Consider the following 26,281-nt stretch of genomic DNA (forward strand, 5'->3'; position numbering starts at 1 on the left):
CCGGCCGGTCACCCCGACAGGTCACTTCGGCAGTGGTTGCGGCGGTCGCACCCCCACGTACTGGCCGCTGGGGCGCATCCGCAGGGGGCGCTCGCCGTACTCCTCCAGTGCGTGGGCGATCCAGCCCGCGGTGCGGGCGACGGCGAAGATCGTCTCGCCGGCGGTCGGGGGCATGCCGCAGGAGGCCGTGAGCACCGCCAGGGCCAGGTCGACGTTGGCGTGCAGGGGGGTGTGCCGGGCGGCGGTCGACACGATGTCGCGGGCGGCCGCGAGGGCGGGGGCCGCGCGGGGCATGTCGGCCAGGAGCGCGAACAGGGCACGCGCGCGTGGGTCCTCGCCCGTGTAGAGACGGTGGCCGAGGCCGGGGATGCCGCGCCCCGAGCGCAGCTCCTCCGCGATCACCGGGACGGCGCTGCCCTGGTCCAGGACATCGGTGAGCAGCCGGTGGGCGAGGGCGCTGGCCGAACCGTGCAGCGGGCCCTCCAGGGCGCCCAGCCCCGCGGAGACGGCCGCGTACGCGTGCGCGCGGGCCGAGGCGGCGACGCGGACCGCCAGGGTGGAGGCGGCGAGGTCGTGGTCGGCGAGCAGCCCGAGCGCGGTGTCCAGCGCCCGCAGGGCGGCTTCGTCGGGCGCGCGTCCGCTGAGCCGCGCCCAGAGTCGGTGGGCGAGCGGACCGGTGTCGCGCTGGCCGCGCGAGAACGGGGGGAGGGCGGCGACGAGCGTGGGGATCAGGGTGCGCGCGGTGCCGAGCACCGCCTCCTCGGAGAGGTCGAAGCGCAGGGGGTCGGCGGCCGCCGCCGCGACCGCCGCGACCCGCAACCGGTCGACGGGGCCGCTGTGCTCCGGCAGCGCGTCCACCGCGCGCCGGGCGGCGGTCACGGACGTCCTCGGCGCGGTGAAGGTCGCGCCGGGGCGCGGCTCGCCGGTCCACAGCCACTCGGCGACCTCTTCGTAGGAGTGGCGCGCGGCCAGTTCCGCCGCGTCGACGCCGCGGAAGTAGTAGTGGTCCTGCTCGATGAGGGTCAGCCGGGTGCGGACGGACAGCTCGCCCCCGCCGGGCGAGGCCGTACCGGTCTCCCGCCGGTTGCGGCGCGCGAGTGCCGCGACCTCCTCGGCGTCGAAGGTGCTGCCCCGGCCCGCCGCGTCCCGGCGGCTGCTGAGCTGGCCGCGGCTCACATAGGCGTACACGGTCTCCGGCTTCACGCCGAGCAGTTCGGCGGTCTCCCTCGTGCTGAGCCGCCGCCCCGGGCGGGCGGAGGTGTTCGCCGGGTTCGTCGATGCGCGCGCGCCTTGCTCCGTCATGGGCGTCACCGTATCCGTTGAGCACAACATTGATTCAATCAATATTGACAGAGATCGAGTCAAGCATGGACAGTCAAATCAAGTTCAAGGAGGAGACATGCAGATCAACCGGGCCGCGACCGCCTCCGTCGACGTGCCGCGAGGACTCGCGGGCGTCGTCGTCACCGACACCGAATTGGGTGACGTCAGAGGGCAGGAGGGCTTCTACCACTACCGCCAGTACTCCGCCGTCGAGCTCGCGCGGACCCGCGGCTTCGAGGACGTCTGGCACCTGATGATCCACGGCGAGCTGCCGGACGCCGCGCGGGGGGCCGTGTTCGCGGCGGAGGTCGGTCCCCTGCGTCGGCTGCCCGACGACGTGCGGGTCGCCCTGCCCGCGATCGCGGCGGCGAGCGCGCACTCGGGGCCGCTCTCCGGCCTGCGCACCGCGCTGTCGCTGCTCGGCGCCTCCAAGGGCTTCCGCCCGGTGTACGACCTCGACGAGGACCGGCGCCGCGCGGACGCCCTCGCCGCCTCGGCGGCCGTACCCACACTGCTCACCGCGCTGTACCGGCTGGGGCGGGGGCTCGACCCGGTCGAGCCCCGCGACGATCTGCCGTACGCGGCGAACTACCTGTACATGTTGACGGGCACGGAACCCGAACCCTGTGCTGCGCGGGCGATCGAGCAATACTTGATCTCAACCATTGATCACGGATTCAATGCATCAACATTCACCGCCCGCGTGATCACCTCGACGGGTGCCGACGTCGCGGCCTGTCTGGTGGGCGCGGTGGGCGCGCTCTCGGGGCCCCTCCACGGGGGCGCCCCCAGCCGCGCGCTGGACACGCTCGACGCGATCGGCACCCCGGACCGCATCGACGCCTGGATCCGGGAACGCGTCCTCGCCGGCGACCGCATCATGGGCTTCGGCCACCCCGTGTACCGCACCGAGGACCCCCGCTCCCGCATGCTGCGCGGCATCGCGGAACAGTTCGGCGGCCCGCGCGTCGCCTTCGCGGTGGAGGTCGAGCGGCAGGTGGAGGCCATCCTCGCCGAGCTGAAGCCGGGCCGTGCGCTGCACACCAATGTCGAGTTCTACGCGGGCGTCGTCATGGAGCTGTGCGGATTGCCCCGCGAGATGTTCACGCCGACCTTCGCCGCCGCCCGCGTCGTCGGCTGGAGCGCCAACATCCTCGAACAGGCCCGGGACTCGAAGATCATCCGTCCGGCGGCACGCTATGTGGGACCGGTGCCCCCGGCAGCCGTACCGCTGGTCGCCTGACGTTCCCCGGTCCCGGTTCACGCACGGAGCCCGACACCACGGGGGAGGTGCCGGGCTCGAGCGGCGCGCACCTCATAGGAGCGCGGCCGTCTCACGCATCCGGGATGTCGGCTTTGGCGCGGACCAGGGTCTCGCGAGAGATGATCACGATGCGTTCGTAGGGAGCGCGCGCCGCGTCGGGCGGCAGCTCACCGTCGAGGGCGGCGGTGGCTTCGGTGCCGATGACAGCGAAGTTGCCGTCGCTGAGTTCGAAGATGTCGGGGCAGGTCTGGCCCGTGGAGCTGCCGCGCTCCCTGGGCGAGGCGCCAACTCGACGCACGATCTTCAAGTCCGGTCCTAGAGGCATTGGGCGAGAGGGGCCTCAGCCGGGGCGCTGCGTGAGTTGATGACCCATGGTGCGTCCGGTCGGTTCATGAGCGGGCCCACGGATGCTCATGAACGGGCTGCTGCCTCGGGTGGGGATCTGCAGCCCTACGCCGCACATGCAAGGACCTGAGCAGGAGGTTCTTCCCGAGCAGGATGCGGAGAGATTACCGGTCCGGGTGTCGCAACGTCTCGCTGCTTCCCGGGACTTGAGAGTGAATCACTCGTCCGGCGGTTGCCCTATGACCCACCACTCGTCTCCGTCGTCGGGGTCCTCGACCAGATGGTCCATCTCCTCGACGAGACCGTTCATCATGTCGCCCAGCGCCGCCTCCTCCGACGTGTCGGGCAGGCTGTCCCGGTGATGGCGGGTGGCCGCCCAGTACTCCCGGAAGATCGGGTTGCGCGCCATCACCCGCAGGTGCCCGTACAGCTCGCCCAGGCTGAGCGCACCGATGCGGTGGTAGTAGAGCGCGTTGACGTACAGGGCGTTCGCGAAGAGGTACTGGCGCTGCCGCTCCGCCGGGACCTCGGTCTCGTAGGTGTCGAGCACGGCCGCCAGGGCCGGGTCCTCCATGGCCTTGCACAGCAGGTCGAAGTGGAGCCGGTGCTGTTCGGCGAGCGCGGCGTGCCTGCGCCGTCGGGCGCCTCTCTCCGTCAGGGCCTGCGCGGCCGAGGTGAGCCGGTCCAGAGCGGCTGAACCCAGCCTCCGCATCCCAAAGTTCTGTGTGGCCATGTCAACCCCCGGTTCAGGCGTCCATCCGCCGGTCGTCGGACACGGGTCGACAGGATGGGGACCGGCGAGCGGTGGGCGGCGCGCTTGCCGTCTCCCAGTGTCGCCGAGCGGCCCTGGTGGGCTGGGAGGCGGAGAGGAGGCGCACGGAAGGATGTGCGGGTGTCAGAAACCGGCGCCATGCACATCGTGTGCCCCGCGGGCGCCGCTGACAATCGTTCTCTTCGTGTGGGCCGTGTGCCCACTCGTATCCTGGGGCAGCAGTACAGGGCCGTACGGGAGCCGCGGTGTTCCGGCGAACGCCGGTCCGTGAGCCGTCCCGGTACGGCGGCCGGCCGCGAGCCGGCGCACGCAACCGTGTGAGAGAGGGCGCGCGTTGAGCCAGTCGTCGAGTCCGGGCCCCGGGGGGCCGCAGCAGATCCCGGTCGTGGTCCTCGCCGGATTCCTGGGCTCCGGCAAGACCACCCTGCTCAACCATCTCCTGCACCGCAGCGGCGGCACCCGCATCGGTGCCGTCGTCAACGACTTCGGGGCCATCGAGATCGACGCGATGGCGGTGGCCGGAGCGCTCGGCGACTCCACGGTGTCGCTGGGCAACGGGTGTCTGTGCTGTGCCGTCGACGCCAGTGAGCTGGACGTGTACCTGGAGCGGCTCGCGGACCCCGCCACCGGCATCGACGTCATCGTCATCGAGGCCAGCGGGCTCGCCGAGCCTCAGGAACTCGTGCGGATGGTGCTCGCCAGTGAGAACCCCCGGGTCGTGTACGGCGGACTGGTCGAGGTCGTCGACGCGGCCGAGTTCCTCGACACCAGGCAGCGGCACCCCGAGATCGACCGGCATCTCGCCATCGCCGACCTCGTCGTCGTCAACAAGGTCGACCGGGCCGAGGACGGTGAGCGTGTCCTCGGACTCGTCCGGTCGCTCGGTGAGGGCGCGGCCGTCGTGGCCGCGACGTACGGGCGTATCGACCCCGCGTTCCTCTTCGACTGCCGTCCCAGCGAGGAACGCATCGGGCAGCTCTCCTTCGACGACCTCCACCTGTACGACGGCCTCCAGGGGAACGCCGGCGCCGGACCGCATGGCGGGGAGGACGCCATCGATGGCCACGGCGGCGACGCCCACGGTGAGTGCGGCGCCCACGAGGATCACCTCGGGCATCTGCACACCGCGTACGACAGCGTCGCCTTCGTCTCCGACCTGCCGATGAACCCCCGTCGGCTGCTGGACTTCCTCGACGGCAGGTCGGACGGGCTCTACCGCATCAAGGGGTACGTCGACTTCGGGCCGCACGACACCCGCAACCGGTACTCCGTGCACGCGGTCGGGCGGTTCCTGCGGTTCTACCCCGAGCCGTGGGCGCCGGGCGACGAGCCGAGACTCACCCAGCTCGTCCTCATCGGCACCGGTATCGACGCCGCCGCCCTCACCAAGGAGCTGGAGGCGTGCAAGGACGACGCCCCCCGCGCCGACGAGCACAGCATGTGGGGCGTCCTGCGCTACGTACCGGACAAGGAGCGGGAGGCCGGCGAACCGGACCCCTCCTACGACACCCCGTGAAGCGACCGCCTGGCCGCGGCACCCTCTGACGTCTTCCGTCCGAGGGCGCCCCGGCCACTGTCCGTCCCGATCAGACGGGGCCCGCCACCGAGGCCACCGGCTTGCCCAGGGAGACACCCGAGCCGTCGCGGCGCGGGTCCATCTCCGGGAGGTCGGCCGGAGTGCCGTTCTTCTGGGCGGCGCGGGCCGGAGTCGGGCCCGCCCAGGCGAAGGACAGGCAGTCCTCGCCCTTCAGATACCGCTGGCAGCGGACACCGCCCGTGGCGCGGCCCTTGCGCGGGTACTGGTCGAACGGGGTGAGCTTGGCCGTGGTCTGGACGGAGTCGTCCAGCGTGCCGCGCGAGCCCGCCACCGTGAAGACCACCGCGTCCGCCGCCGGGTCGACCGCCGTGAAGGAGATGACCTTCGCGCCCTCGGTGAGCTTGATGCCCGCCACACCGCCGGCGGGGCGGCCCTGGGGGCGGACCTGTGAGGCCTGGAAGCGCAACAGCTGGGCGTCGTCCGTGATGAAGACCAGGTCCTCCTCGCCGGTGCGCAGCTCCATCGCGCCCACGATCCGGTCGCCCTCCTTGAGGGTGATGACCTCCAACTCCTCCTTGTTGGACGGGTAGTCGGGCACCACTCGCTTGACGACACCCTGTTCGGTGCCGATGGCGAGGCCCGGCGACGACTCGTCGAGCGTCGTCAGACAGACCACCGTCTCGCCGTCCTGGAGGGAGAGGAACTCCGCGAGCGGGGCACCGCCCGCGAGGTTCGGGGCGGCCGCCGTGTCGGGCAGCTGGGGCAGGTCGATCACGTTCAGCCGCAGCAGGCGGCCCGTGGACGTCACCGCGCCGATCTCGCCGCGGGCCGTCGCCGGGACCGCCGACGCGATCACGTCGTGCTTGGTGCGCTTGGCGTCCGCGTCCGCCGCGAAGGGCTCGGCGTCGGCCGTACGGGCGAGCAGCCCCGTCGACGACAGCAGCACCCGGCACGGGTCGTCCGCGACCTGGAGCGGAACCGCGGCCACCGGGGCGCCCGAGGACTCCAGCAGCACCGTACGGCGCTCGGTGCCGAACTTCTTCGCCACCGCGGCCAGTTCCCCGGAGACCAGCTTGCGCAGCTCGGCGTCCGAGTCCAGGATGCGCGTCAGCTCCGCGATCTCCGCGTTGAGCCGGTCCTTCTCCGCCTCCAGCTCGATGCGGTCGTACTTGGTGAGACGGCGCAGCGGGGTGTCGAGGATGTACTGCGTCTGGACGTCCGACAGGGAGAAGCGCTCCATCAGGCGCTCCTTGGCCTGCGCGGAGTTCTCGCTGGAGCGGATCAGCCGGATGACCTCGTCGATGTCCAGCAGCGCCGTGAGCAGACCCTCGACCAGGTGCAGCCGGTCGCGCTTCTTGCCGCGGCGGAATTCCGAGCGGCGGCGCACCACGTCGAAGCGGTGGTCGAGGTAGACCTCCAGGAGCTCCTTGAGGCCCAGGGTGAGGGGCTGACCGTCGACCAGCGCCACGTTGTTGATGCCGAAGGACTCCTCCATCGGCGTCAGCTTGTAGAGCTGCTCCAGGACCGCCTCCGGCACGAAGCCGTTCTTGATCTCGATGACGAGCCGCAGGCCGTGCTGGCGGTCGGTGAGGTCCTTGACGTCGGCGATGCCCTGGAGCTTCTTCGAGCCGACCAGGTCCTTGATCTTGGCGATCACCTTCTCGGGGCCCACGGTGAACGGCAGCTCCGTGACGATGAGGCCCTTGCGGCGCGCCGTCACGTTGTCCACGGCCACCGTGGCGCGGATCTTGAAGGTGCCGCGGCCCGTCTCGTACGCGTCCCTGACGCCGGTGAGTCCGACGATCCGCCCGCCCGTGGGCAGGTCGGGGCCCGGGACGTGCTTCATCAGGGCGTCCAGGTCCGCGTTCGGGTATCTGATCAGGTGCCGGGCGGCCGCGATGACCTCGCCCAAGTTGTGCGGCGGCATGTTGGTGGCCATACCGACGGCGATGCCCGAGGCGCCGTTGACCAGCAGGTTCGGGAAGGCGGCGGGCAGCGCGACCGGCTCCTGTTCCTGGCCGTCGTAGTTCGGGGCGAAGTCGACCGTGTTCTCCTCGATCGACTCCGTCATCAGGCTCGTCGCGGCGGCCTGACGGCACTCCGTGTACCGCATGGCCGCGGGCGGGTCGTCGTTGCCGAGGGAGCCGAAGTTGCCGTGGCCGTCCACCAGGGGGACCCGCATCGAGAAGGGCTGTGCCATGCGCACCAGGGCGTCGTAGATCGACGAGTCGCCGTGCGGGTGCAGCTTGCCCATGACCTCGCCGACGACGCGGGCGCACTTCACATAGCCGCGGTCGGGACGCAGACCCATCTCGTTCATCTGGTAGACGATGCGGCGGTGCACCGGCTTCAGACCGTCACGGGCGTCGGGCAGGGCTCGGGAGTAGATGACCGAGTACGCGTACTCCAGGAAGGAGCCCTGCATCTCGTCGACGACGTCGATGTCGAGGATCCGCTCCTCGAACGCGTCGTCGGGCGGCGGGGTCTTCGTGCTGCGGCGGGCCATCGCTGCCGGCTCCTTGCTGCAAGTGAACGGACTCTGACGCGGACCATTGTGGACTGCCGCACTGACAACCCGGACACGACCCGGCATTCCCCGCCGGGGCGGGTGCCCGGCGCCGCCGCGTCAACCGCGTGCGCCGACCTTAACCACTGCCCGTCGGTGACCACCGGCGGTCCCGCTCCCGGCATCCGGGGTTCTCGCTCTCGGCGTAAGGCGTTCTCGCCGTCGGCGTACGCGCTCCGGGAACTTCGCCGAGCGTCCGCACGCTTGCATACAGTGGCAGGACCGGCAGGACAACCGCGGTTCCAGCGACCGCGCTCGCCATCGAAGGGACGTACATGCCCATGGGTCACACGGCCACAGCCGAGGCAGGCTCCGAAGGCCTGACAGTGAAGGAGCACCGCCTGGACAACGGCCTGCGCGTGGTGCTCTCCGAGGACCACCTGACCCCGGTCGCCGCGGTGTGCCTCTGGTACGACGTCGGCTCCCGCCACGAGGTCGAGGGCCGCACCGGCCTCGCCCACCTCTTCGAGCACCTGATGTTCCAGGGCTCCAAGCAGGTCTCGGGCAACGGCCACTTCGAGCTGGTCCAGGGCGCCGGCGGCTCGCTCAACGGCACCACCAGCTGGGAGCGCACCAACTACTTCGAGACGATGCCCGCCCACCAGCTGGAGCTCGCGCTGTGGCTGGAGGCCGACCGCATGGGCAGCCTGCTGTTCGCGCTCGACCAGAAGAACCTGGACAACCAGCGGGACGTCGTCAAGAACGAGCGCCGGCAGCGCTACGACAACGTGCCGTACGGCACCGCGTTCGAGCGGATCTTCCGGCTCGCCTACCCGGAGGGCCACCCCTACCGGCACACCCCGATCGGTTCCATGGAGGACCTGGAGGCGGCCAGCCTGGAGGACGCCCGCCAGTTCTTCCGGACGTACTACGCCCCCAACAACGCCGTCCTCTCGGTCGTCGGCGACATCGACCCGGAGCAGACCCTCGCCTGGATCGAGAAGTACTTCGGCTCCATCCCGTCCTACGACGGCAAGCCGCAGCCGCGTGACGGCGGCCTGCCCGACGTCATCGGCGAGCAGCACCGCGAGGTCGTCGAGGAGAAGGTGCCCGCGCGGGCGCTGATGGCCGCCTACCGCCTCCCGGAGGACGGCACACGCGCGTGCGACGCGGCCGACCTGGCCCTCGCCATCCTCGGCGGCGGCGAGTCCTCCCGCCTCTACAACCGGCTCGTGCGCCGCGACCGTACGGCGGTGACGGCCGGGTTCGGTCTGCTGCGCCTGGCCGGCTCCCCCTCCCTGGCCTGGATGGACGTCAAGACCTCCGGCGACGTCGAGGTGCCCGTCATCGAGGCCGCCGTCGACGAGGAGCTCGCCCGGTTCGCCGCTGAGGGCCCCACGGCCGAGGAGATGGAGCGCGCCCACGCCCAGTTGGAGCGCGAGTGGCTGGACCGCCTCGGCACGGTCGCGGGCCGCGCCGACGAACTGTGCCGCTTCGCGGTCCTGTTCGGCGACCCCAAGCTCGCCCTGACCGCCGTCGACCGGGTGCTCGACGTGACCGCCGAGGAGGTCCAGGAGGTCGCCAAGGCGCGCCTGCGGCCCGACAACCGCGCGGTGCTCGTCTACGAGCCTGTCGACGACGCCGACGACGCCGACGACGCCGACGACGCCGACGACGCCGACGACGCCGACGACGCGGCCGACGACGAGGCCGAGAGCGCGGCGACGGACGCCGACGCGACCACCGACGAGAACGAGGAGTCGGCGAAGTGACCGAGCTCGCGACCATGGACTTCCACCCGCAGCCCCAGGCCGGCGAGGCCAGGCCCTGGGCGTTCCCGGCGCCCGAGCGCGGCACCCTGGACAACGGCCTGACGGTGCTCCGTTGCCACCGCCCCGGCCAGCAGGTCGTCGCCGTCGAGGTCCTCCTCGACGCTCCCCTGGACGCCGAGCCCGCCGGACTCGACGGCGTCGCCACGATCATGACGAGGGCCTTCTCCGAGGGCACCGACAAGCACTCCGCCGAGGAGTTCGCCGCCGAGCTGGAGCGCTGCGGCGCCACCCTCGACGCGCACGCCGACCACCCCGGCGTCCGTCTCTCCCTCGAAGTGCCGGTGTCGCGGCTGGGCAAGGCGCTCGGTCTCCTCGCCGACGCCCTGCGGGCCCCCGCCTTCGCCGACAGCGAGGTCGAGCGGCTCGTGGCCAACCGGCTGGACGAGATCCCGCACGAGACCGCGAACCCGGGCCGCCGGGCCGCGAAGGAGCTCTCCAAGCAGCTGTTCCCCACGGACTCCCGTATGTCCCGGCCCCGCCAGGGCACCGAGGAGACGGTGGCGAGCATCGACTCCGCGGCCGTACGCGCCTTCTACGAGCGGCATGTCCGCCCGGCGACGGCCACCGCCGTGATCGTCGGCGACCTCACCGGCGTCGACCTCGACGCACTGCTCGGTGACACCCTGGGCGCCTGGACCGGCTCCCCGGCCAAGCCCCGCACCATGCCGGCGGTGAGCGCCGACGACACCGGGCGCGTCGTCATCGTCGACCGCCCCGGCGCCGTCCAGACACAGCTGCTCATCGGCCGCGTCGGCGTCGACCGGCACGACCGGGTGTGGCCGGCCCAGGTGCTCGGCACCTACTGCCTGGGCGGCACCCTCACCTCCCGACTGGACCGCGTCCTGCGTGAGGAGAAGGGCTACACCTACGGCGTGCGCGCGTTCGGCCAGGTGCTGCGCTCCGCGCCCGACGGCTCCGGTGTCTCGATGCTCGCCATCAGCGGCTCCGTGGACACCCCGAACACCGGTCCGGCGCTCGACGACCTGTGGACGGTGCTGCGCACCCTCGCCGCCGAGGGCCTGACGGACGCCGAGAGGGACATCGCCGTGCAGAACCTCGTCGGGGTCGCCCCCCTCAAGTTCGAGACGGCGGCGGCCGTGGCGAGCACGCTGGCGGACCAGGTCGAGCAGCACCTGCCGGACGACTACCAGTCGACGCTGTACCGACAGCTCGCCGCCACCGGCACCGTGGAGGCCACCGCGGCCGTCGTGAGCGCCTTCCCGGTGGACCGTCTGGTGACCGTCCTGGTCGGTGACGCCGCGCAGATCGAGGAGCCGGTCAGGGCCCTCGGGATCGGCGAAGTCACCGTCGTCCCCGCCGAGTAGAAGCCGGGCGGAACCGGCTCGCGGGCGGTGGGGTCGACGAGGGGCCCCGGTGACGGAAGTGTCACCGGGGCCCTTGTTTGCCCGTATTGCTCGTATTGATGGGGGAGGTTGCCTGTCTGACCTGTGGCGTACGCCTCAAAACCCGTGATGCGTTTGTTATTTCGGAGGCGGCCCGCTTAGCGTCGGTCCGGCTGTTCGCCAGCAGTTCGCCGCACCCGCGGCACCGGACAGTCATCGCCGAGTCCCCCCACGGCGCGAGCCAGGGGAGCCGGGGACCCACCGCAGTCCCTGGGGTGAATCGGGTGCCCTTCGCGAGCTTCGCGAAACGAGGGGTGTCCGTAGGAGACCTTCCTGCTCCGAACCCGTCAGCTAACCCGGTAGGCGAGAGGGAAGGAAAGGATCAGCCACTCCATGGCGTTCACCCGCGCTCCCGGGAAGCACCGCCGTCCCGGCCGCGTGAAGCGCACGACCACGAGGACCGTGGGCGTCGCCGCTCTCACCACCACCGGTGTCGTCGGCACCGTCGCCGTCCCGGCGCTCGCCGCGGAGCCCGCCCCCGAGCAGACGGGGCTGAACCAGATCATCGTCCTCGGTGACACGGTCGCCGAGCAGGTCGACGCCCAGGCCGCCGCGCAGCAGCAGGCCGCCGAGGTGGCTGCCGTCAAGCAGAAGGCGCAGGAGGAGGCCCGCAAGGCCGCCGCCGAGAAGGCCAAGCAGGAGCGCGCCGCCGCCAAGGAGCGCGAGGAGATCAAGGCGCGTGCCGCCCGCGCCGCCGAGCGCGAGCGCCTCAACGCGTACGTCTCTCCCATCACCGGCTCCTACATCTCCACCGGCTACAAGTCGGGCGGCGCCATCTGGTCCTCCGGCAGCCACACCGGTGTCGACTTCCACGCGGCCTCCGGCACGCCCGTCCATGCCGTGGGCGCCGGCACCGTCGTCGAGGCCGGCTGGGGCGGCGCGTACGGCAACAACGTCGTGATCAAGATGAACGACGGCACGTTCACCCAGTACGGCCACCTGTCGTCCATCGGCGTCTCCGTCGGCCAGACGGTGACCCCCGGCCAGCAGATCGGCCTCTCCGGGGCGACCGGCAACGTCACCGGCCCGCACCTGCACTTCGAGGCCCGCACCACGGCCGAGTACGGCTCGGACATCGACCCCGTCGCGTACCTGCGCTCGCACGGCGTGAACGTCTGACGAAAGCTTCACCCTTCAGGAGGCCCCGGCTCATCGAGCCGGGGCTTTCCTTGTTGCGGCGTACCCGCTGTCCAAAAAATATCCATGGATTCCGGTCCGCCATCGGAAATTCCGGCCCGCTGCAATAGAGTCACCTGAACACACGTCAATCAATGACGTTTCACGGGGATTAAGGCGGAGGTCGGTCATGCGTATTCCGGCGCACTCGGTATGCACGGCGATCCGTGATGACATCGTCGCGGGTGTCTACGAGCGCGGCAGCCGGCTCACCGAGGAACTGCTCGCCCGACGGTACGGCGTGAGCCGCGTCCCCGTGCGCGAGGCGCTGCGCACGCTGGAGGCGGAGGGCTTCGTGGTGACACGTCGGCACGCGGGCGCGTGCGTCGCCGAGCCGACCGAGCAGGAGGCCTCCGACCTGCTGGAGATGCGCATGCTGCTGGAGCCCTTGGGTGCCGCCCGCGCCGCCCAGCGCCGCACGGAGGCACACCTCAAGGTCCTGCGCGGCCTGGTCAGACTGGGCCAGGAGCGGGCCAGGCGGGGCAACAGCGAGGATCTGCGCTCGCTGGGCGGCTGGTTCCACGAGACGCTCGCCCAGGCCTCCGGGAGCCCCGCCCTGACCTCGACGCTCGCCCAGCTGCGGCACAAGATCGCCTGGATGTACGCGGTCGAGGCGCCGGCCAACCCCGTGGAGTCCTGGGCCGAGCACGGCGGCATCGTGGACGCCGTGGCCCGCGGTGACAGCGAGCGCGCGCGGACGATCACCGCTCTGCACGCCGAACGGGCGACCTCGGCGCACCGGCTGCGCTTTCCGGGCCGGCCCGCGGCGGCGGACCGACCGGACCGTGTGAGGACTTCGCAACACCCCGTAAACATGCCGAGTCTGCGGCATTAACACGAGGGCCGTATACAAAGAAGGGCATGAATTCGAGGGGTGTTATTCATGCTGCCCGCGGACGGATTTCCCGACGCCGCAGACCAATTTAACCGACCCCTCTGCCCAGGCAAATGCGAAGGGCCCGCCCGATAAATCGGACGAGCCCTTCAGTGCTGCCGCGAGTGGCCTTCAGGCCGGCGTCGCGGGGGTCAGACCGTCTCGGGGAGCTCCTCGAGCCCCTCGGCGACGAGCTTCGCCAGACGGTCGAGCGCGGCGTCCGCGCCCTCGGCGTCGGAGGCGAGGACGATCTCCTCGCCGCCCTGGGCGCCCAGGCCCAGGACCGCCAGCATGGAACCGGCGTTGACGGGGTTGCCGTCGGCCTTGGCGATCGTCACGGGGATACCGGAGGCCGTGGCGGCCCGGACGAAGATGGAAGCGGGGCGGGCGTGGAGGCCCTCGGCCCAGCCGACGTTGACGCGGCGCTCAGCCATGTGATGCTGCCCTTCAGGTGTGTCTCGGGTACCTCGAAGAGGTCTAGACCGTATTGTCTAGACCAGTTTCCCATATCGTGAAGCGACACCGGAACGGGCCCACGGCCTGACCGCGCACCGGTTGTTGTGGTTCCCCAGACTGCCTCGCGCCGTCGCCGGACGCGAGCCGTACTCTGGGGCCCATGCAGACCTCGTCGGACCGGCATGAGTACCCCGCCCACTGGGAGGCCGACGTGGTGCTGCGCGACGGCGGCACCGCACGCATCCGGCCCATCACCGTTGATGACGCCGAGCGTCTGGTCAGCTTCTACGAGCAGGTCTCCGACGAGTCGAAGTACTACCGCTTCTTCGCGCCGTACCCTCGCCTGTCCGCCAAGGACGTCCACCGCTTCACGCACCACGACTTCGTGGATCGGGTGGGTCTCGCCGCCACCGTCGGCGGCGAGTTCATCGCCACCGTACGCTATGACCGGATCGGTGCCGACGGAATGCCCGCCTCGGCCCCCGCCGACGAGGCCGAGGTCGCCTTCCTCGTCCAGGACGCCCACCAGGGCCGCGGCGTCGCCTCCGCCCTTCTCGAACACATCGCCGCCGTCGCCCGCGAGCGCGGCATCCGGCGCTTCGCCGCCGAGGTGCTGCCCGCCAACACCAAGATGATCAAGGTGTTCACCGACGCCGGGTACCAGCAGAAGCGCAGCTTCGAGGACGGCGTCGTGCGCCTGGAGTTCGGTCTGGAGCCCACCGACCGCTCCGTCGCCGTGCAGCGCGCGCGGGAGCAGCGCGCCGAGGCCAGGTCGGTGCAGCGGCTCCTCGCCCCCGGCTCGGTCGCCGTCATCGGCGCCGGGCGCACACCGGGCGGAGTGGGCCGCAGTGTGCTCGCCAACCTCCGGGACGCGGGCTTCGCGGGCCGGCTCTACGCGGTGAACAAGGCCGTGCGGGAGAAGGAGCTGGACGGCGTCCCGGCCTACCCCTCCGTCCGTGACATCGAGGGCCCCGTCGACCTCGCCGTCGTGGCCGTCCCCGCCGCGCAGGTCCCCGAGGTCGTCACCGAGTGCGGTGAACACGGTGTGCAGGGACTCGTGGTCGTCTCCGCCGGGTACGCCGAGAGCGGCCCGGAGGGTCACGACCGCCAGCGTGAACTCGTCCGCATGGCGCGCGCGTACGGCATGCGCATCATCGGGCCGAACGCGTTCGGCGTCATCAACACCGCCCCCGACGTACGGCTCAACGCCTCGCTCGCCCCGGAGATGCCGCGCTCCGGGCGCATCGGCCTCTTCGCCCAGTCCGGCGCCATCGGCATCGCGCTGCTGTCCCGGCTGCACCGGCGCGGAGGAGGGGTGACCGGCGTGACGGGCGTGTCCACGTTCGTGTCGTCCGGCAACCGGGCGGACGTCTCCGGCAACGACGTCATCCAGTACTGGTACGAGGACCCCGACACCGATGTCGTGCTGATGTACCTGGAGTCCATCGGCAACCCGCGCAAGTTCACCCGCCTCGCCCGGCGGACCGCCGCGGTCAAACCGCTCGTCGTCGTCCAGGGCGCACGCCACGGGGCGGCCCCGCAGGGGCACGCGGTGCGCGCCACGCGGCTGCCGCACGCCACCGTGTCGGCGGTGCTGCGGCAGGCGGGGGTGATCCGGGTCGACACGATCACGGAGCTGGTGGACGCGGGGCTGCTGCTGGCCCGGCAGCCGCTCCCTTCGGGCCCGCGGGTGGCGATCCTCGGCAACTCCGAGTCGTTGGGGCTGCTCACCTATGACGCGTGCCTCGCCGAGGGGCTCCGTCCGCTGCCGCCGGTCGATCTGACGACCGCCGCCTCGGCGGACGACTTCCACCGGGTGCTGTCGGACGCCCTGGCCGACGACGCGTGCGACGCGGTCGTCGTGACGGCCATACCGGCACTCGGGGAGACGTCCCCCGACGACGCGGCCCTCGCCGAGGCGTTGCGCTCCGCGGCGGCGGCGACCCCCTCGAAGCCGGTGCTCGTCGTGCACGTCGAGCTGGGCGGCCTCGCCGAGGCGCTGTCGGCCGCGGCGAGCACCGCACCCCAGGCCGGCGACCGGACCCCTGCCGCCACGAGCGGTGCCCCACAGCCGCTGGCCGCCCCGGCCCGGGGGGACACGCGGCACCCCGTGGAACGGCCTTCCGCGGAACGGCCGCTCACCGAGGCGCCGCCCACCCCGGCGGCACCCCCCTCCGCCCCCACCCGTCCCCTCGCGGCGGAAGCCATCGCGCCTGCGCCGCCCGCGGACTTGCGGCTCACCCCTGTCCGGCCCGCCGACTCCCGGCTCATCCCCGCCTATCCCGCCGCCGAGCGGGCCGTCCGCGCACTCGCCGAAGCCGTGAAGTACGCGCAGTGGCGGCGCGAGGCGGCGGAGCCGGGCAGGGTGCCCGAGTACGAGGACATCGACGAGAAGGGCGCCGCGCGGCAGATCGACGAGCTGCTCGCGCGGGACGAGGGCCTCGCCCTCGGCGCGGAGGACACCTGCGCCCTGCTCGGACGGTACGGCATCCAGGTCCGGGAGGCGCGGCCCGCGCCCACACCGGACGAGGCGGTGGCGGCGGCCGAGGCGCTCGGCTATCCCGTGGCGCTGAAGACGACCGCCCCGCAGCTGAGGCACCGGGCGGACCTGGGCGGCGTACGGCTCGACCTGGCGGACGAGGAGCAACTGCGGCGGGCGTACACGGAGTTGACGGAGCTGTTCGGCGGGCCGGAGGAGCTGCGTCCGGTCGTCCAGGCCATGGCCCCGCGCGGTGTCGACACGATCGTGCGGACGGTGGTCGACCCGGCGGCCGGAGCGGTGCTCTCCTTCGGGCTGGCCGGACCGGCGTCGCAGCTGCTCGGGGACATGGCGCACCGGCTGATTCCGGCCACCGAACGCGACGCCGCCTCCCTGGTCCGGTCGATCAGGACCGCTCCCCTCCTCTTCGGCTGGAGAGGTTCGGCGCCGGTCGACACCGGCGCCCTCGAGGAGCTGCTGCTGAGGGTCTCCCGGCTGGTGGACGACCACCCCGAGGTCGTGGCCGTCTCCCTGGAGCCGGTCGTCGTCGCCCCGCACGGGCTCAGCGTGCTCGGCGCCACCGTACGGCTCGCCCGCCCGCCCGCTCGGGACGATCTCGGCCCGAGGACCCTTCCGGTCTACTGAACGCGATTCTGACTTTACCCGGAGGTAATCCGGACGCCTTTCCGAGGCGGCGCTCATGGTCCCTTCATAAAAGCGTCCTTTTCCTCAGCCGAAGCTCAAATCCATTGTCCTCGCCATGTCCGCGTCTTTACGGTCGACGCGTATCCACCCCCCACGGACTCAAAGGAGAGTCATGCGGACATCGCGAATGCGTCGTGGCCTTCGACGGGCGGGACTCCTCGCCGTCGCCGTCACGGCGCTCATGGTCACCTCGGGCCCGGTCACCGGCACGGCGTACGCCGAGTCCGGCCGCCGGCTGTGCGTCTACACCGAGAACGAGGACGGCTGGACCGAGCTCCGGAGCAACCGCGCCTTCAACGCGTACGTCGCGGTCGACTACAAGAAGGACGGCGCCTGTCCGGTGGTCGACCAGGCGAAGTTCCGGTGGAAGGTCGGCGCCCAGCCGGTGAAGAAGATCCGCTGCGAGGACTGGCCGGCCCGCGCCAACCCGTGGCCGGGCAGCGACGTGTGCACCCACCTGCCCGCCGACGCGGTCTTCGAGGCCCGCGTGTACGACGACGGCAAGGGCGTCGGCTGGTCGCTCGGCGCGGACATCCGGCAGTTCCGGTGAAACGCGGCCGCGGTCCCACCCGGTACACGGGACCGCGGCCCTCTTCCAGGAATTCCCGACCGGATCCCGCGGAGAGAATCCACGGTTCTTCCGGTGACGGGAATTCGCTTTCTTCCGGTGCCTCGGGAAATGCGGGCGCACCTTTTCCCGAGACCCGAAAGGGGCCGCCCTCGCAGAGGGGGCGGCCCGCTGCCAGGGCCACTGCGGTGCCGTGACCGCATCCCCTTCCGTGGGCAGGCCCCGGGCGCCGGACGCGCGAAGGTGCGTCGGCCCGCTGTTCGAATACCCCCGGGATGCCCTTGACTGAGCCGGACCGCCCTTGCCCACGGACTAGGATGGACGTCATGGCCAAGACCAGTACGACGACCCAGGGGCTGCGTGCGGCGATCGAGCGCAGCGGCTACTACCCGGCTCTCGTGGCCGAGGCGGTGGAGGCCGCTGTCGGCGGCGAGGCCATCAAGTCGTACCTGGTCCACCAGGAGACGACGTTCGACGCGAACGAGGTGCGGCGCCATGTGACCGTGCTCGTCCTCACGGCCAACCGGTTCATCGTCAGCCACACCGACGAGCAGGCCGCGGACAGCACGTCGCCGACGCCCTACGCCACCACGTCCACCGAGTCGGTGAAGCTCGGCCGGATCTCCTCGGTCGTGGTCAGCCGGGTCGTCGCCAACCCCGAGTCGTACACCCCCGGCACCCTGCCGCGCGAGGTCGTCCTGACCATCGGCTGGGGCGCCGTCTCCCGTATCGACCTGGAGCCCGCCGCCTGCGGCGACCCCAACTGCGAGGCCGACCACGGCTACACGGGCAGCTCCACGGCGGACGACCTCAGCCTGCGCGTCAGCGAGGCCGGGGACGGCCCGGAGACCGTTCGCCAGGCCCTCGCCTTCGCGCAGTCCCTCTCCGAGGCGACCGCGGACCTCGCCCGCTGATGGCACTGCCCACCTGGGACCACCCGGAACCCCTCGCCGTCGGCTCGGCACCCGTCCCCGAGTACGGCGTCGGCTCGCTCGCCGACCTTCTGCCCACCCTCGCGGCGGGCATGGAGGTCCCCGGCACGACCGCCGCGATACAGGAACTGGCGCCGGTCGACCGCGCCTGCGTCTTCCTGATCGACGGGCTCGGCTGGGAGCAGCTGCGGGCGCACCCCGACGAGGCGCCGTTCATGACCTCCCTGCTGGCGTCCTCGCGCGGCGGCACCGGCCGTCCCATCACCGCCGGCTACCCCGCCACCACGGCGACCTCCCTGGCCTCCGTGGGCACCGGACTGCCACCGGGCGCGCACGGGCTCCCCGGCTACACGGTCCGCGACCCCGAGACCCGGGAGCTGATGAACCAGCTCCGCTGGCAGCCCTGGACCGCACCGCACGTCTGGCAGCCGTACCCGACGGTCTTCCAGCTCGCCCACGAGTCCGGTGTGCACACCGCGCAGGTCTCGTCCCCCGCCTTCGAACACACCCCCCTGACCAAGGTCGCGCTGAGCGGCGGCACCTTCCACGGCCGCCTCTCCGGCGAAGACCGCATGGACCTCGCCGCCGCGCAACTGGGCGCCGGCGACCGGGCCCTGGTTTACACGTACTACTCCGAGGTCGACGGCGCCGGACACCGCTACGGCCTCGACTCGGACACCTGGCGCGGCCAGCTCATGCACGTCGACCGCCTCGTCCAGCGACTCGCGGAGCAACTCCCGCCGCGCAGCGCCCTCTACGTCACCGCCGACCACGGCATGATCGACGTCCCCTTCGACGAGCAGCACCGCATCGACTTCGACGAGGACTGGGAACTGCGCGCCGGGGTCGCCCTGCTGGGCGGCGAGGGCCGCGCCCGCCATGTGTACGCGGTACCGGGCGCCGAGTCGGACGTCCTGACCTGCTGGCGCGAGGTGCTCGGCGAACAGTTCTGGATCGCCTCGCGGGACGAGGCCATCGCCGCGGGCTGGTTCGGGCCGACGGTGGACGAACGGGTGTACGGCCGCATCGGTGACGTGGTCGCGGCCGCTCGCGACGACGTCCTGATCATCGCCTCCGAGCGGGAGCCCAAGGAGTCGGCGATGGTCGGCAACCACGGCTCGATGACCCCGGCGGAACAACTGATCCCGCTCCTCGAAGTACGCTCCTGACGTCCCGCCGCACACCCTGCCGCACCACCCTGCCGCCCCCGACCGTTCCGCTGCCCTCCTTTGCCGAAAGGTGTTCACCTCACCATGTCCGAGCTGGTGTTCTTCTCCGGAACCATGGACTGCGGGAAGTCGACGCTGGCCCTCCAGATAGAGCACAACCGCTCGGCGCGGGGCCTCCAGGGCATGATCTTCACGCGTGACGACCGCGCGGGCCAGGGCAAGCTCTCCTCCCGACTCGGCCTGGTCACCGACGCCGTCGAGGTCGAGGACGGCCAGGACCTCTACGCGTACCTCGTCGACCACCTCTCCCAAGGGCGCCGCGCGGACTACGTCATCGCCGACGAGGCCCAGTTCCTCGCCCCCGAGCAGATCGACCAACTCGCCCGCGTCGTGGACGACCTGGGCCTCGACGTGTACGCCTTCGGCATCACCACCGACTTCCGCTCCAAGCTCTTCCCCGGCTCCCAGCGGCTGGTCGAGCTCGCCGACCGCGTCGAGGTCCTCCAGGTCGAGGCCCTCTGCTGGTGCGGCGCCCGCGCCACCCACAACGCCCGCACCATAGGCGGCCACATGGTCGTCGAGGGCGCCCAGGTCGTCGTGGGCGACGTCAACCAGCCCGACGACATCGGCTACGAGGTGCTCTGCCGCCGCCACCACCGCCGCCGCATGACCGCCGCGACGGCCCACGCGGGAGCCCTCTCCCCGGACGTCCTCCCGGTCGAGACGGCCTGAGCCGCCGCCTCAGCGCTCCATGTGCACCAGCGCGAAGACGGCACCCTCCGGATCCGCCACGGTGGCCACACGGCCCTGCGGGGAGTCCTGGGGCGAGGTCAGGACATGGCCGCCGAGGGCGAGGACCCGCTGGGCCGCCTCGTCGGTGTCGACGGCCTCGAAGTACGTCAGCCAGTGCGGGCCGCGATCACGGGGTAGCGCGGCGCCCACGCCATGGATGCCGGCGACGGGGCGGCCCTTGATGTGGAGGGTGACATGGTCGGTGTCGGGGTCGGGGGACGCCACCGCTCTCTCCTCGTAGCCGAAGGCCACCTCGTAGAACTTGGCGACGCTCTCCGTGTCATAGGTGAGCAGCTCGTCCCAGGCGGGGGTGCCCGGCACACCGGTGATGTCCCTGCCGAGATGCGCCGCCGCCTGCCAGATGCCGAAGACGGCCCCCGTGGGATCCGAGCCGATCGCCAGGCGCCCCGCCTCCCCGGCGTCCAGCGGACCGACCCCGACGGTCCCGCCGCAGTGCCGCACGGTCGCCGCCGTCAGATCCACGTCGTCGGAGGCGAAGTACGGCGTCCAGGCGATCGGAAGGTGCCGGTCCGGCGGCAGCTGGCCGATGCCCGCCACCTCACGCCCGTCGAGCAACGCCCGCACATACGGGCCGAGCTGCTGCGGACCGGGCTCGAACTCCCAGCCGAACAGCGCTCCGTAGAACTCCTGGGTCGCGGCCATCCCGTGCACCATCAGGCTCACCCAGCAGGGCGTGCCTTGCGGGTACGCCCCACCGTTCGGGCCGGTCGATCCCCGTGCGTCGGTCATCGTCACTCTCTCCTCGGCCCCTCGCGGCCGCGTCCGTCCGCCCCGCCGTACCCGTGTACCGCGTCCACCCGCGATCACGCCCCGTGCCGATGCTCGCACCGCCCGTGGTGCCGGGCGCCCGCGCCGCACCGCCGCGCCCTGGCGCACGTACGTACGCGAACGGGACGCGGTCGACCGTGACGCGCCGCCTTCCGCGGGGCAAACGTGTGGTGGCCGTCGTCTGTACGGCATGTGTCCGATCCCGTACGCGCGGTGATCGGCACCGTCCGGCGGGCAGAGTAGCCGGACCCGGGCGAAGGGGCCACCCCGTGCGCGAGGATGGGGCCATGAACGCCATCATCACCGCATCTGAGCTCGCCGAGGAGCTGGCCGGACCCCGCCCGCCGGTCCTGCTGGACGTGCGCTGGCAGTTGGGCGGCCCGAACCTGCGGCCCGAGTACGACAAGGCGCACCTCCTGGGGGCCGTCTTCGTCGACCTGGACGCCGAACTCGCCGGCCCGGCGGGCGCGGCCGGCCGCCACCCGCTGCCGGACCCCGAGACCTTCGGCGCGGCGATGCGGGCGGCCGGGGTGTCCGCCGACCGTCCGGTCGTCGTCTACGACGGCGGCCTCAACTGGGCCGCCGCGCGCGCCTGGTGGCTGCTGAGCTGGTCCGGCCACCCCTCGGTGCGTGTCCTCGACGGCGGTCTCGCGGCCTGGGACGGCCCGGTCACGGCCGAACTCCCCGACCCCGAGCCGGGAACCTTCACCCCCGCCCCGGGGGCCCTCCCGCTGCTCGACGCGGACGGTGCCGCGGCGCTCGCCCGCGCCGGTCTGCTCCTCGACGCGCGGGCCGCCGAGCGCTACCGCGGTGACGTGGAGCCCATCGACCCGGTCGGCGGCCACATCCCGGGCGCCGTGTCCGCGCCCACCACCGAGAACGTGACCGCATCCGGTCACTTCCGTTCCGCCGCCGAACTCGCCGACCGTTTCAAGGCACTCGGCGCGACCGGGGACACGGAGGTCGGCGTGTACTGCGGCTCGGGCGTCTCCGGCGCCCACCAGGTGCTCGCCCTCGCCGTCGCGGGCATCCCGGCCGCCCTGTACGTCGGCTCCTGGTCGGAGTGGTCCCGCGACGGCGGCCGTCCGGTCGCCACCGGCCCTGACCCCCAGTGACCCACGGCTGACAGGCATGCCGAGGGGCCCGCGTCTGAACGACACGGGCCCCACACACGTATGAGAGGGCGCCCCTCACCCACGGTAGAAGAACCGGAAGCAGAAGAAAGCAGAAACGGATCGGCGTGCGCGACCGTTCCTGCTCGCAGCCGCCGACCCCCACTCCTAACGCTGTCTCCCGCTACTCCTGTTTCTTGCGGCGGGTGCCGAACACGATCTCGTCCCAGCTGGGCACCGCCGCGCGCCGACCCGGCCGTACACCGTCGGCCTCGGCCTGGCGGTCCGTGGAGCCGATGAGCCGGTCGCGGTGGCCGTTGACCGACCGCGGCGGCATGAGGACGTCCGCGTAGGCTGAACCGGCCGAGGCCGCGGGTGCCGCGGACTCCTCGTCCATCTCCTCCACGGACTCGTCCTGCGGTTCGGCGGCGGGCAGTTCGGGCACCACCAGGTCGCCCCGATAGCTGGGAACGGCCTCCAGGATGCTCGTGAGCGAGTCGCGCTCGCTCACGCTCTCCTCGTCGGACTCCGGTGTCATGGCCGGCAGGGCGGGACGTTCCGCCTGGCGGTCGCGGGGCAGCCGGGCGATCCGCGGCACGAACGGGAAGCTCGGTTCCGGGGCGCCCAGATCGTCGGACTCGCCGATCAGGGAGCGCGCCTCGTCGTCGACGGCCTGGACCAGGCGCCGGGGCGGGTCGTACGTCCAGCTCGCCGAGTGCGGTTCGCCCGCGACCCGGTACACCAGCAGGACCTCCCAGGTGCCGTCGTCGCGGCGCCACGAGTCCCACTGGACGGTGTCCTTCTCGGCGCCGCGGATCAACAGCCGTTCCTGGACGGCCTCGCCGAGCTGCGGGCCTGCGGCGTTCTCGCCGGGGCGGCGGACCGGCGTCTTGCGTGCCCGCTCGGCCATGAAGGCGCGCTCGGCCAGTACCGGACCCTCGAACCGGCGCACCCGGTCGACGGGGATACCGGCGAGCTGCGCGACCTCCTCGGCCGTGGCACCCGCACGTATACGCGCCTGGATGTCACGGGGGCGGAGATGGCTCTCGACCTCGATCTCGATCTGACCGAGACGGGGACGGTCGCCGCGCACGGCGGCACGCAGACGCTCGTCGATCGGAAGCGTGTACTCCGTGGAATCGGCAGCCTTCAGCACCAGCCGTGTGCCGTCATTGGAGACGGCCACGACACGCAGTTCGGGCATGGGGACCTCCCGGGTGGTGCCTGCCGACGTCACGTGCGTCGCTGCTTCCGCTAGTCGAGTGTGGCCTGCCCGGGTGCAGCCTGCCACAACCTTGCCGAGTTGCCCGGCGTGTCGGGCGTGGGCCCGAGGTCGCCGTTATGGCACGGTTACCTATTCGCAACGCTAAGTGACGAACCTCATCACCCTGTGCAACGATCCCCCTCCCGGCGGTCCTCGTGGGCCCCGGACACCCTGGCGGGAGTCCGGACCCAGGGCTCGCAACAGTACTCCATTCGGGCCACTTGCGTGGATCGGCACGCCGCTCGACTTCTGGTGAGAGACGGCAATCGGCCGCAGGGGAGGGCCCTTTCGTCACGCCGGGTAGGGGGAGCGCGTCACGCGATCACCGGCACCGCCGCCCGGCTACGCCCCGAGGGCGCGACGCAAGTAGTCGTTCTGGAAGCGCCGTTCGGGGTCGAGCCGGTCGCGCAGCGCGGTGAACTCGCCGAAGCGGGGGTAGACCTTGGCGAAGTAGTCCGTGTCCCGTGTGTGCACCTTGCCCCAGTGCGGACGCCCCTCGTGCGCCGTGAATATCCGCTCGGCGGCCGTGAAGTACGCCTGATAGGGCGTACCCCTGAACATGTGGACGGCGATGTAGGCGCTGTCCCGGCCGGAGGCGGTGGAGAGGGTGATGTCGTCGGCCGGCGCGGTGCGGACCTCCACCGGGAAGCTGACGCGGAGGGCGGAGCGGTCGACCATCGCCTTGAGTTCACGCAGTGTGTCCACCAGGGCCTCACGCGGAACGGCGTATTCCATCTCCACGAAACGCACCCGGCGCGGAGAGGTGAAGACCTTGTAGGGGATGTCGGTGTAGCTGCGCGCGGACAGGGCGCGGCTGGAGATCCTGGCGATCGTCGGGATGGTGGCGGGCGCGGCCTGCCCGACCAGGTTGGCCACCTGGAAGACGCCGTTGGAGAGGAACTCGTCCTCGAACCAGCTGTTCAGCTGGGGGACTGGCTTCTCCGGGCCGGCGCTGCGGTTGTTGCGCTTGGTGTTGGTGTTGCCGGTGTGCGGGAACCAGTAGAACTCGAAGTGCTCGTTCTCGGCGTGCAGTTCGTCGAACTCGGCCAGCACCTTGTCGAACGGCATCGGCTCCTCGCGGGCCGTGAGCAGGAAGATCGGCTCCACGGCGAAGGTGATCGCGGTGACGATGCCGAGCGCGCCGATGCCGACGCGGGCGGCCGCGAAGACGTCCGCGTTCTCCGTGGCGGAACAGGTGAGGATCGAACCGTCCGCGGTGACCAGCTCAAGTGCGGTGATCTGGGCGGCGATCGAGGCCGACTCGCGGCCCGTGCCGTGGGTGCCGGTGCTGGTGGCCCCGGAGACCGTCTGCTCCATGATGTCGCCCATGTTCGTGAGCGACAGGCCCTCGCGCGCGAGCGCCACATTGAGTCTCTTGAGCGGAGTGCCCGCGCCCACCGTGACGGTCATGGCGTCACGATCGATGTTGCGTATGCCCGTCAACAGTTGAGGGCGGATCAATACGCCGTCGGTCGCGGCGGCGGCCGTGAAGGAGTGCCCCGTGCCGACGGCCTTCACCCTGAGGTCGTCCTCGGCGGACCGGCGCACGGCCGCGGCGAGTTCCTCGACGGTGGCAGGGGTGACCTCCCGTACGGGCCGGGCGGTCACGTTCCCCGCCCAGTTACGCCACGTGCCGCTCTTGCCGATCACTGTGGTGCTCATGGGGCCCTCCCCGCTCCGGTGCCGGCCTGCGCAGCCGGCGGTACCCAAGGAAACCGACCGCGACCGCGACGGCACCGGACACCGCCGGAACCCCGTACCCGGCGTCCGCCCCGGCTGCGTCGATCACCCAGCCGGACACGGAGGAGCCGAGCGCGACGCCGACCGCGAGTCCGGTGCTCACCCAGGTCATGCCCTCGGTCAGTTGCGCGCGTGGTACGTGCTCTTCGATCAGGGACATCGTCGTGATCATCGTGGGTGCGATGGACAGCCCCGCGACGAAGAGCGCCACGGCCAGAAACGGCAAGTTTCCGACCAGTAGGAGGGGGATCATACTCACGGCCATGCCGCAGACGCCCAGCAGCCAGCGAAGCTCGGCCGCCCCGGAGAACCGCATCAGTCCGAACACGACGCCGGCGACGCAGGACCCGGCCGCGTAGACGGCCAGGACGACGCTCGCGGCGGCCTTGTGGCCCTGCTCCTCCGCGAAGGCCACGGTGACCACGTCGACGGCCCCGAAGATCGCCCCTGTCGCCACGAACGTGGCCACCAGCACCCGCAGCCCGGGCGAGCGCAGCGCCGAACGGCCGCGCCCCTGCTGCCCGCGCGGATGCGGGTCGGGCTCGGTGGCCCGCTGGGAGGTCAGCCAGAACACACCGACCGCGAGGAAGCAGGCGGCGAGCAGCGGCCCGGCCTCCGGGAACCACGCCGTCGACAGGCCGATGGAGATGATCGGTCCGAAGATGAAGCAGACCTCGTCCACCACGGACTCGAAGGAATAGGCGGTGTGCAGCCGCGGAGTGCCCCGGTACAGGGCCGCCCAGCGCGCCCGGGTCATCGCGCCGAGGCTCGGCACACAGCCGATGCCGGCCGAGCACACGTACAGCACCCAGTCCGGCCAGCCGAAGTGCGCGGCGCACAGCAGCCCCGCGGCCGCGGTCAGCGCGACGAGCGTCGCCGGGCGCAGCACCCGCCGCTGCCCGTACTGGTCCACCAGGCGGGAGATCTGCGGACCGAGCACGGCGGCGGACAGCGCGATGGTCGCCGACAGGGCGCCGGCGAGGCCGTATCGCCCCGTGATCTGCGAGATCATCGTGACCACGCCGATGCCCATCATCGACAGCGGCATACGGCCGATGAAGCCCGCGGCGGTGAAGCCCTTGGTGCCGGGCGCGGCGAACAGAGCGGTGTACGGGCTGGGCACGGCGGATCTCCGAAAGGTGCGGGAAGCGGAGAGAACCGTTCCCTGGCCGGTGCTGTAAGGCGTGAAGGCAGCCGATACAGCTTACGGGTCAGGTAAACCCAAGTCATCTCCGAGAACGGG

Annotated in this window: 21 protein-coding genes and 1 riboswitch; of the genes, 12 read left to right on the forward strand and 9 right to left on the reverse strand. The window is 71.6% G+C overall.

All coding sequences use genetic code 11. From position 1 onward, the window contains the following. Positions 1-21: 21 nt before the first annotated feature. Positions 22-1,302: a citrate synthase gene (locus SMA5143A_RS00405; protein ID WP_107460803.1), complete on the reverse strand. Its 1,281-nt coding sequence runs from the start codon at positions 1,300-1,302 to the stop codon at positions 22-24. Between the two features lie 97 nt (positions 1,303-1,399). Between SMA5143A_RS00405 and SMA5143A_RS00410 the strand changes: the two genes are divergently transcribed. After that, entirely contained in the window at positions 1,400-2,566 is a 1,167-nt protein-coding gene (locus SMA5143A_RS00410; protein WP_107460804.1) for a citrate synthase/methylcitrate synthase, read from the forward strand. Positions 2,567-2,657: 91 nt separating this feature from the next. On the opposite strand, the gene SMA5143A_RS00415 is transcribed toward SMA5143A_RS00410, so the two are convergent. Further along, positions 2,658-2,894, reverse strand: coding sequence for a hypothetical protein (locus SMA5143A_RS00415; RefSeq protein ID WP_107460805.1), 237 nt, complete (start codon positions 2,892-2,894; stop codon positions 2,658-2,660). Between the two features lie 255 nt (positions 2,895-3,149). Beyond that, on the reverse strand, positions 3,150-3,665 hold the full coding sequence (locus SMA5143A_RS00420; RefSeq protein WP_107460806.1) for a DUF6082 family protein: 516 nt from the start codon (positions 3,663-3,665) through the stop codon (positions 3,150-3,152). A 373-nt stretch (positions 3,666-4,038) separates the two neighbouring features. Between SMA5143A_RS00420 and SMA5143A_RS00425 the strand changes: the two genes are divergently transcribed. Next, the gene (locus SMA5143A_RS00425; protein ID WP_107460807.1) at positions 4,039-5,220 is read left to right on the forward strand and encodes a CobW family GTP-binding protein; all 1,182 of its coding nucleotides are present in this window, start codon (positions 4,039-4,041) and stop codon (positions 5,218-5,220) included. A 70-nt stretch (positions 5,221-5,290) separates the two neighbouring features. On the opposite strand, the gene SMA5143A_RS00430 is transcribed toward SMA5143A_RS00425, so the two are convergent. Further along, positions 5,291-7,747: a DNA gyrase/topoisomerase IV subunit A gene (locus SMA5143A_RS00430; RefSeq protein ID WP_107460808.1), complete on the reverse strand. Its 2,457-nt coding sequence runs from the start codon at positions 7,745-7,747 to the stop codon at positions 5,291-5,293. 341 nt (positions 7,748-8,088) lie between these two features. Here SMA5143A_RS00430 and SMA5143A_RS00435 point away from each other — a divergent pair, with 341 nt between their 5' ends. From SMA5143A_RS00435 to SMA5143A_RS00450, 4 genes are all read left to right on the forward strand, one after another. After that, entirely contained in the window at positions 8,089-9,519 is a 1,431-nt protein-coding gene (locus tag SMA5143A_RS00435) for a M16 family metallopeptidase (RefSeq protein WP_107460809.1), read from the forward strand. Beyond that, positions 9,516-10,904 carry a M16 family metallopeptidase gene (locus SMA5143A_RS00440; protein ID WP_107460810.1) on the forward strand — a complete coding sequence of 463 codons (1,389 nt, stop codon included), beginning with the start codon at positions 9,516-9,518 and terminating at the stop codon, positions 10,902-10,904. The genes SMA5143A_RS00435 and SMA5143A_RS00440 overlap by 4 nt, the downstream gene beginning before the upstream one ends. A 225-nt stretch (positions 10,905-11,129) precedes the next feature. Further along, a riboswitch (cyclic di-AMP (ydaO/yuaA leader) is annotated at positions 11,130-11,303 on the forward strand. Between the two features lie 12 nt (positions 11,304-11,315). Next, positions 11,316-12,101: a M23 family metallopeptidase gene (locus SMA5143A_RS00445; protein WP_107460811.1), complete on the forward strand. Its 786-nt coding sequence runs from the start codon at positions 11,316-11,318 to the stop codon at positions 12,099-12,101. 187 nt (positions 12,102-12,288) lie between these two features. Beyond that, positions 12,289-12,993 (forward strand): GntR family transcriptional regulator, encoded by a 705-nt coding sequence (locus tag SMA5143A_RS00450; protein WP_107460812.1) that lies wholly within the window; start codon positions 12,289-12,291, stop codon positions 12,991-12,993. 191 nt (positions 12,994-13,184) lie between these two features. On the opposite strand, the gene SMA5143A_RS00455 is transcribed toward SMA5143A_RS00450, so the two are convergent. Beyond that, a complete protein-coding gene (locus tag SMA5143A_RS00455; RefSeq protein WP_055541657.1) occupies positions 13,185-13,466 on the reverse strand; it encodes an HPr family phosphocarrier protein in 282 nt (93 codons plus the stop codon). A gap of 182 nt (positions 13,467-13,648) precedes the next feature. On the opposite strand from SMA5143A_RS00455, the gene SMA5143A_RS00465 reads away from it, so the two are divergent. From SMA5143A_RS00465 to SMA5143A_RS00485, 5 genes are all read left to right on the forward strand, one after another. Then, entirely contained in the window at positions 13,649-16,612 is a 2,964-nt protein-coding gene (locus tag SMA5143A_RS00465) for a bifunctional acetate--CoA ligase family protein/GNAT family N-acetyltransferase (protein ID WP_107460813.1), read from the forward strand. Positions 16,613-16,784: 172 nt separating this feature from the next. Next, complete coding sequence (locus SMA5143A_RS00470) at positions 16,785-17,222, forward strand: hypothetical protein (RefSeq protein ID WP_146193872.1); 438 nt, start codon at positions 16,785-16,787, stop codon at positions 17,220-17,222. Positions 17,223-17,566: 344 nt separating this feature from the next. Further along, positions 17,567-18,154, forward strand: coding sequence for a DUF5998 family protein (locus SMA5143A_RS00475; protein ID WP_099968251.1), 588 nt, complete (start codon positions 17,567-17,569; stop codon positions 18,152-18,154). Next, entirely contained in the window at positions 18,154-19,341 is a 1,188-nt protein-coding gene (locus SMA5143A_RS00480; RefSeq protein WP_107460815.1) for an alkaline phosphatase family protein, read from the forward strand. The genes SMA5143A_RS00475 and SMA5143A_RS00480 overlap by 1 nt, the downstream gene beginning before the upstream one ends. 84 nt (positions 19,342-19,425) lie before the next feature. Then, positions 19,426-20,073 carry a thymidine kinase gene (locus SMA5143A_RS00485; protein WP_055520731.1) on the forward strand — a complete coding sequence of 216 codons (648 nt, stop codon included), beginning with the start codon at positions 19,426-19,428 and terminating at the stop codon, positions 20,071-20,073. Positions 20,074-20,082: 9 nt separating this feature from the next. Here the strand turns inward: SMA5143A_RS00485 and SMA5143A_RS00490 are convergent, their stop codons facing one another. After that, the gene (locus tag SMA5143A_RS00490; RefSeq protein WP_107460816.1) at positions 20,083-20,883 is read right to left on the reverse strand and encodes a VOC family protein; all 801 of its coding nucleotides are present in this window, start codon (positions 20,881-20,883) and stop codon (positions 20,083-20,085) included. A gap of 326 nt (positions 20,884-21,209) precedes the next feature. Here SMA5143A_RS00490 and SMA5143A_RS00495 point away from each other — a divergent pair, with 326 nt between their 5' ends. Next, entirely contained in the window at positions 21,210-22,037 is an 828-nt protein-coding gene (locus tag SMA5143A_RS00495) for a sulfurtransferase (protein ID WP_107460817.1), read from the forward strand. Positions 22,038-22,218: 181 nt separating this feature from the next. On the opposite strand, the gene sepH is transcribed toward SMA5143A_RS00495, so the two are convergent. The 3 genes from sepH to SMA5143A_RS00510 all read right to left on the reverse strand — a co-directional run bounded on the left by sepH (position 22,219) and on the right by SMA5143A_RS00510 (position 26,161). Then, positions 22,219-23,238, reverse strand: coding sequence for a septation protein SepH (sepH, locus tag SMA5143A_RS00500; protein WP_107460872.1), 1,020 nt, complete (start codon positions 23,236-23,238; stop codon positions 22,219-22,221). 402 nt (positions 23,239-23,640) lie between these two features. After that, entirely contained in the window at positions 23,641-24,960 is a 1,320-nt protein-coding gene (locus SMA5143A_RS00505) for a D-arabinono-1,4-lactone oxidase (protein ID WP_107460818.1), read from the reverse strand. Then, a complete protein-coding gene (locus SMA5143A_RS00510) occupies positions 24,920-26,161 on the reverse strand; it encodes an MFS transporter (RefSeq protein WP_107460819.1) in 1,242 nt (413 codons plus the stop codon). Before SMA5143A_RS00510 ends, SMA5143A_RS00505 begins: the two co-directional genes overlap by 41 nt. Positions 26,162-26,281 lie beyond the last annotated feature (120 nt).

Origin of the sequence: Streptomyces sp. MA5143a, assembly GCF_900290235.1 — a bacterium.
Lineage (GTDB): Bacteria > Actinomycetota > Actinomycetes > Streptomycetales > Streptomycetaceae > Streptomyces.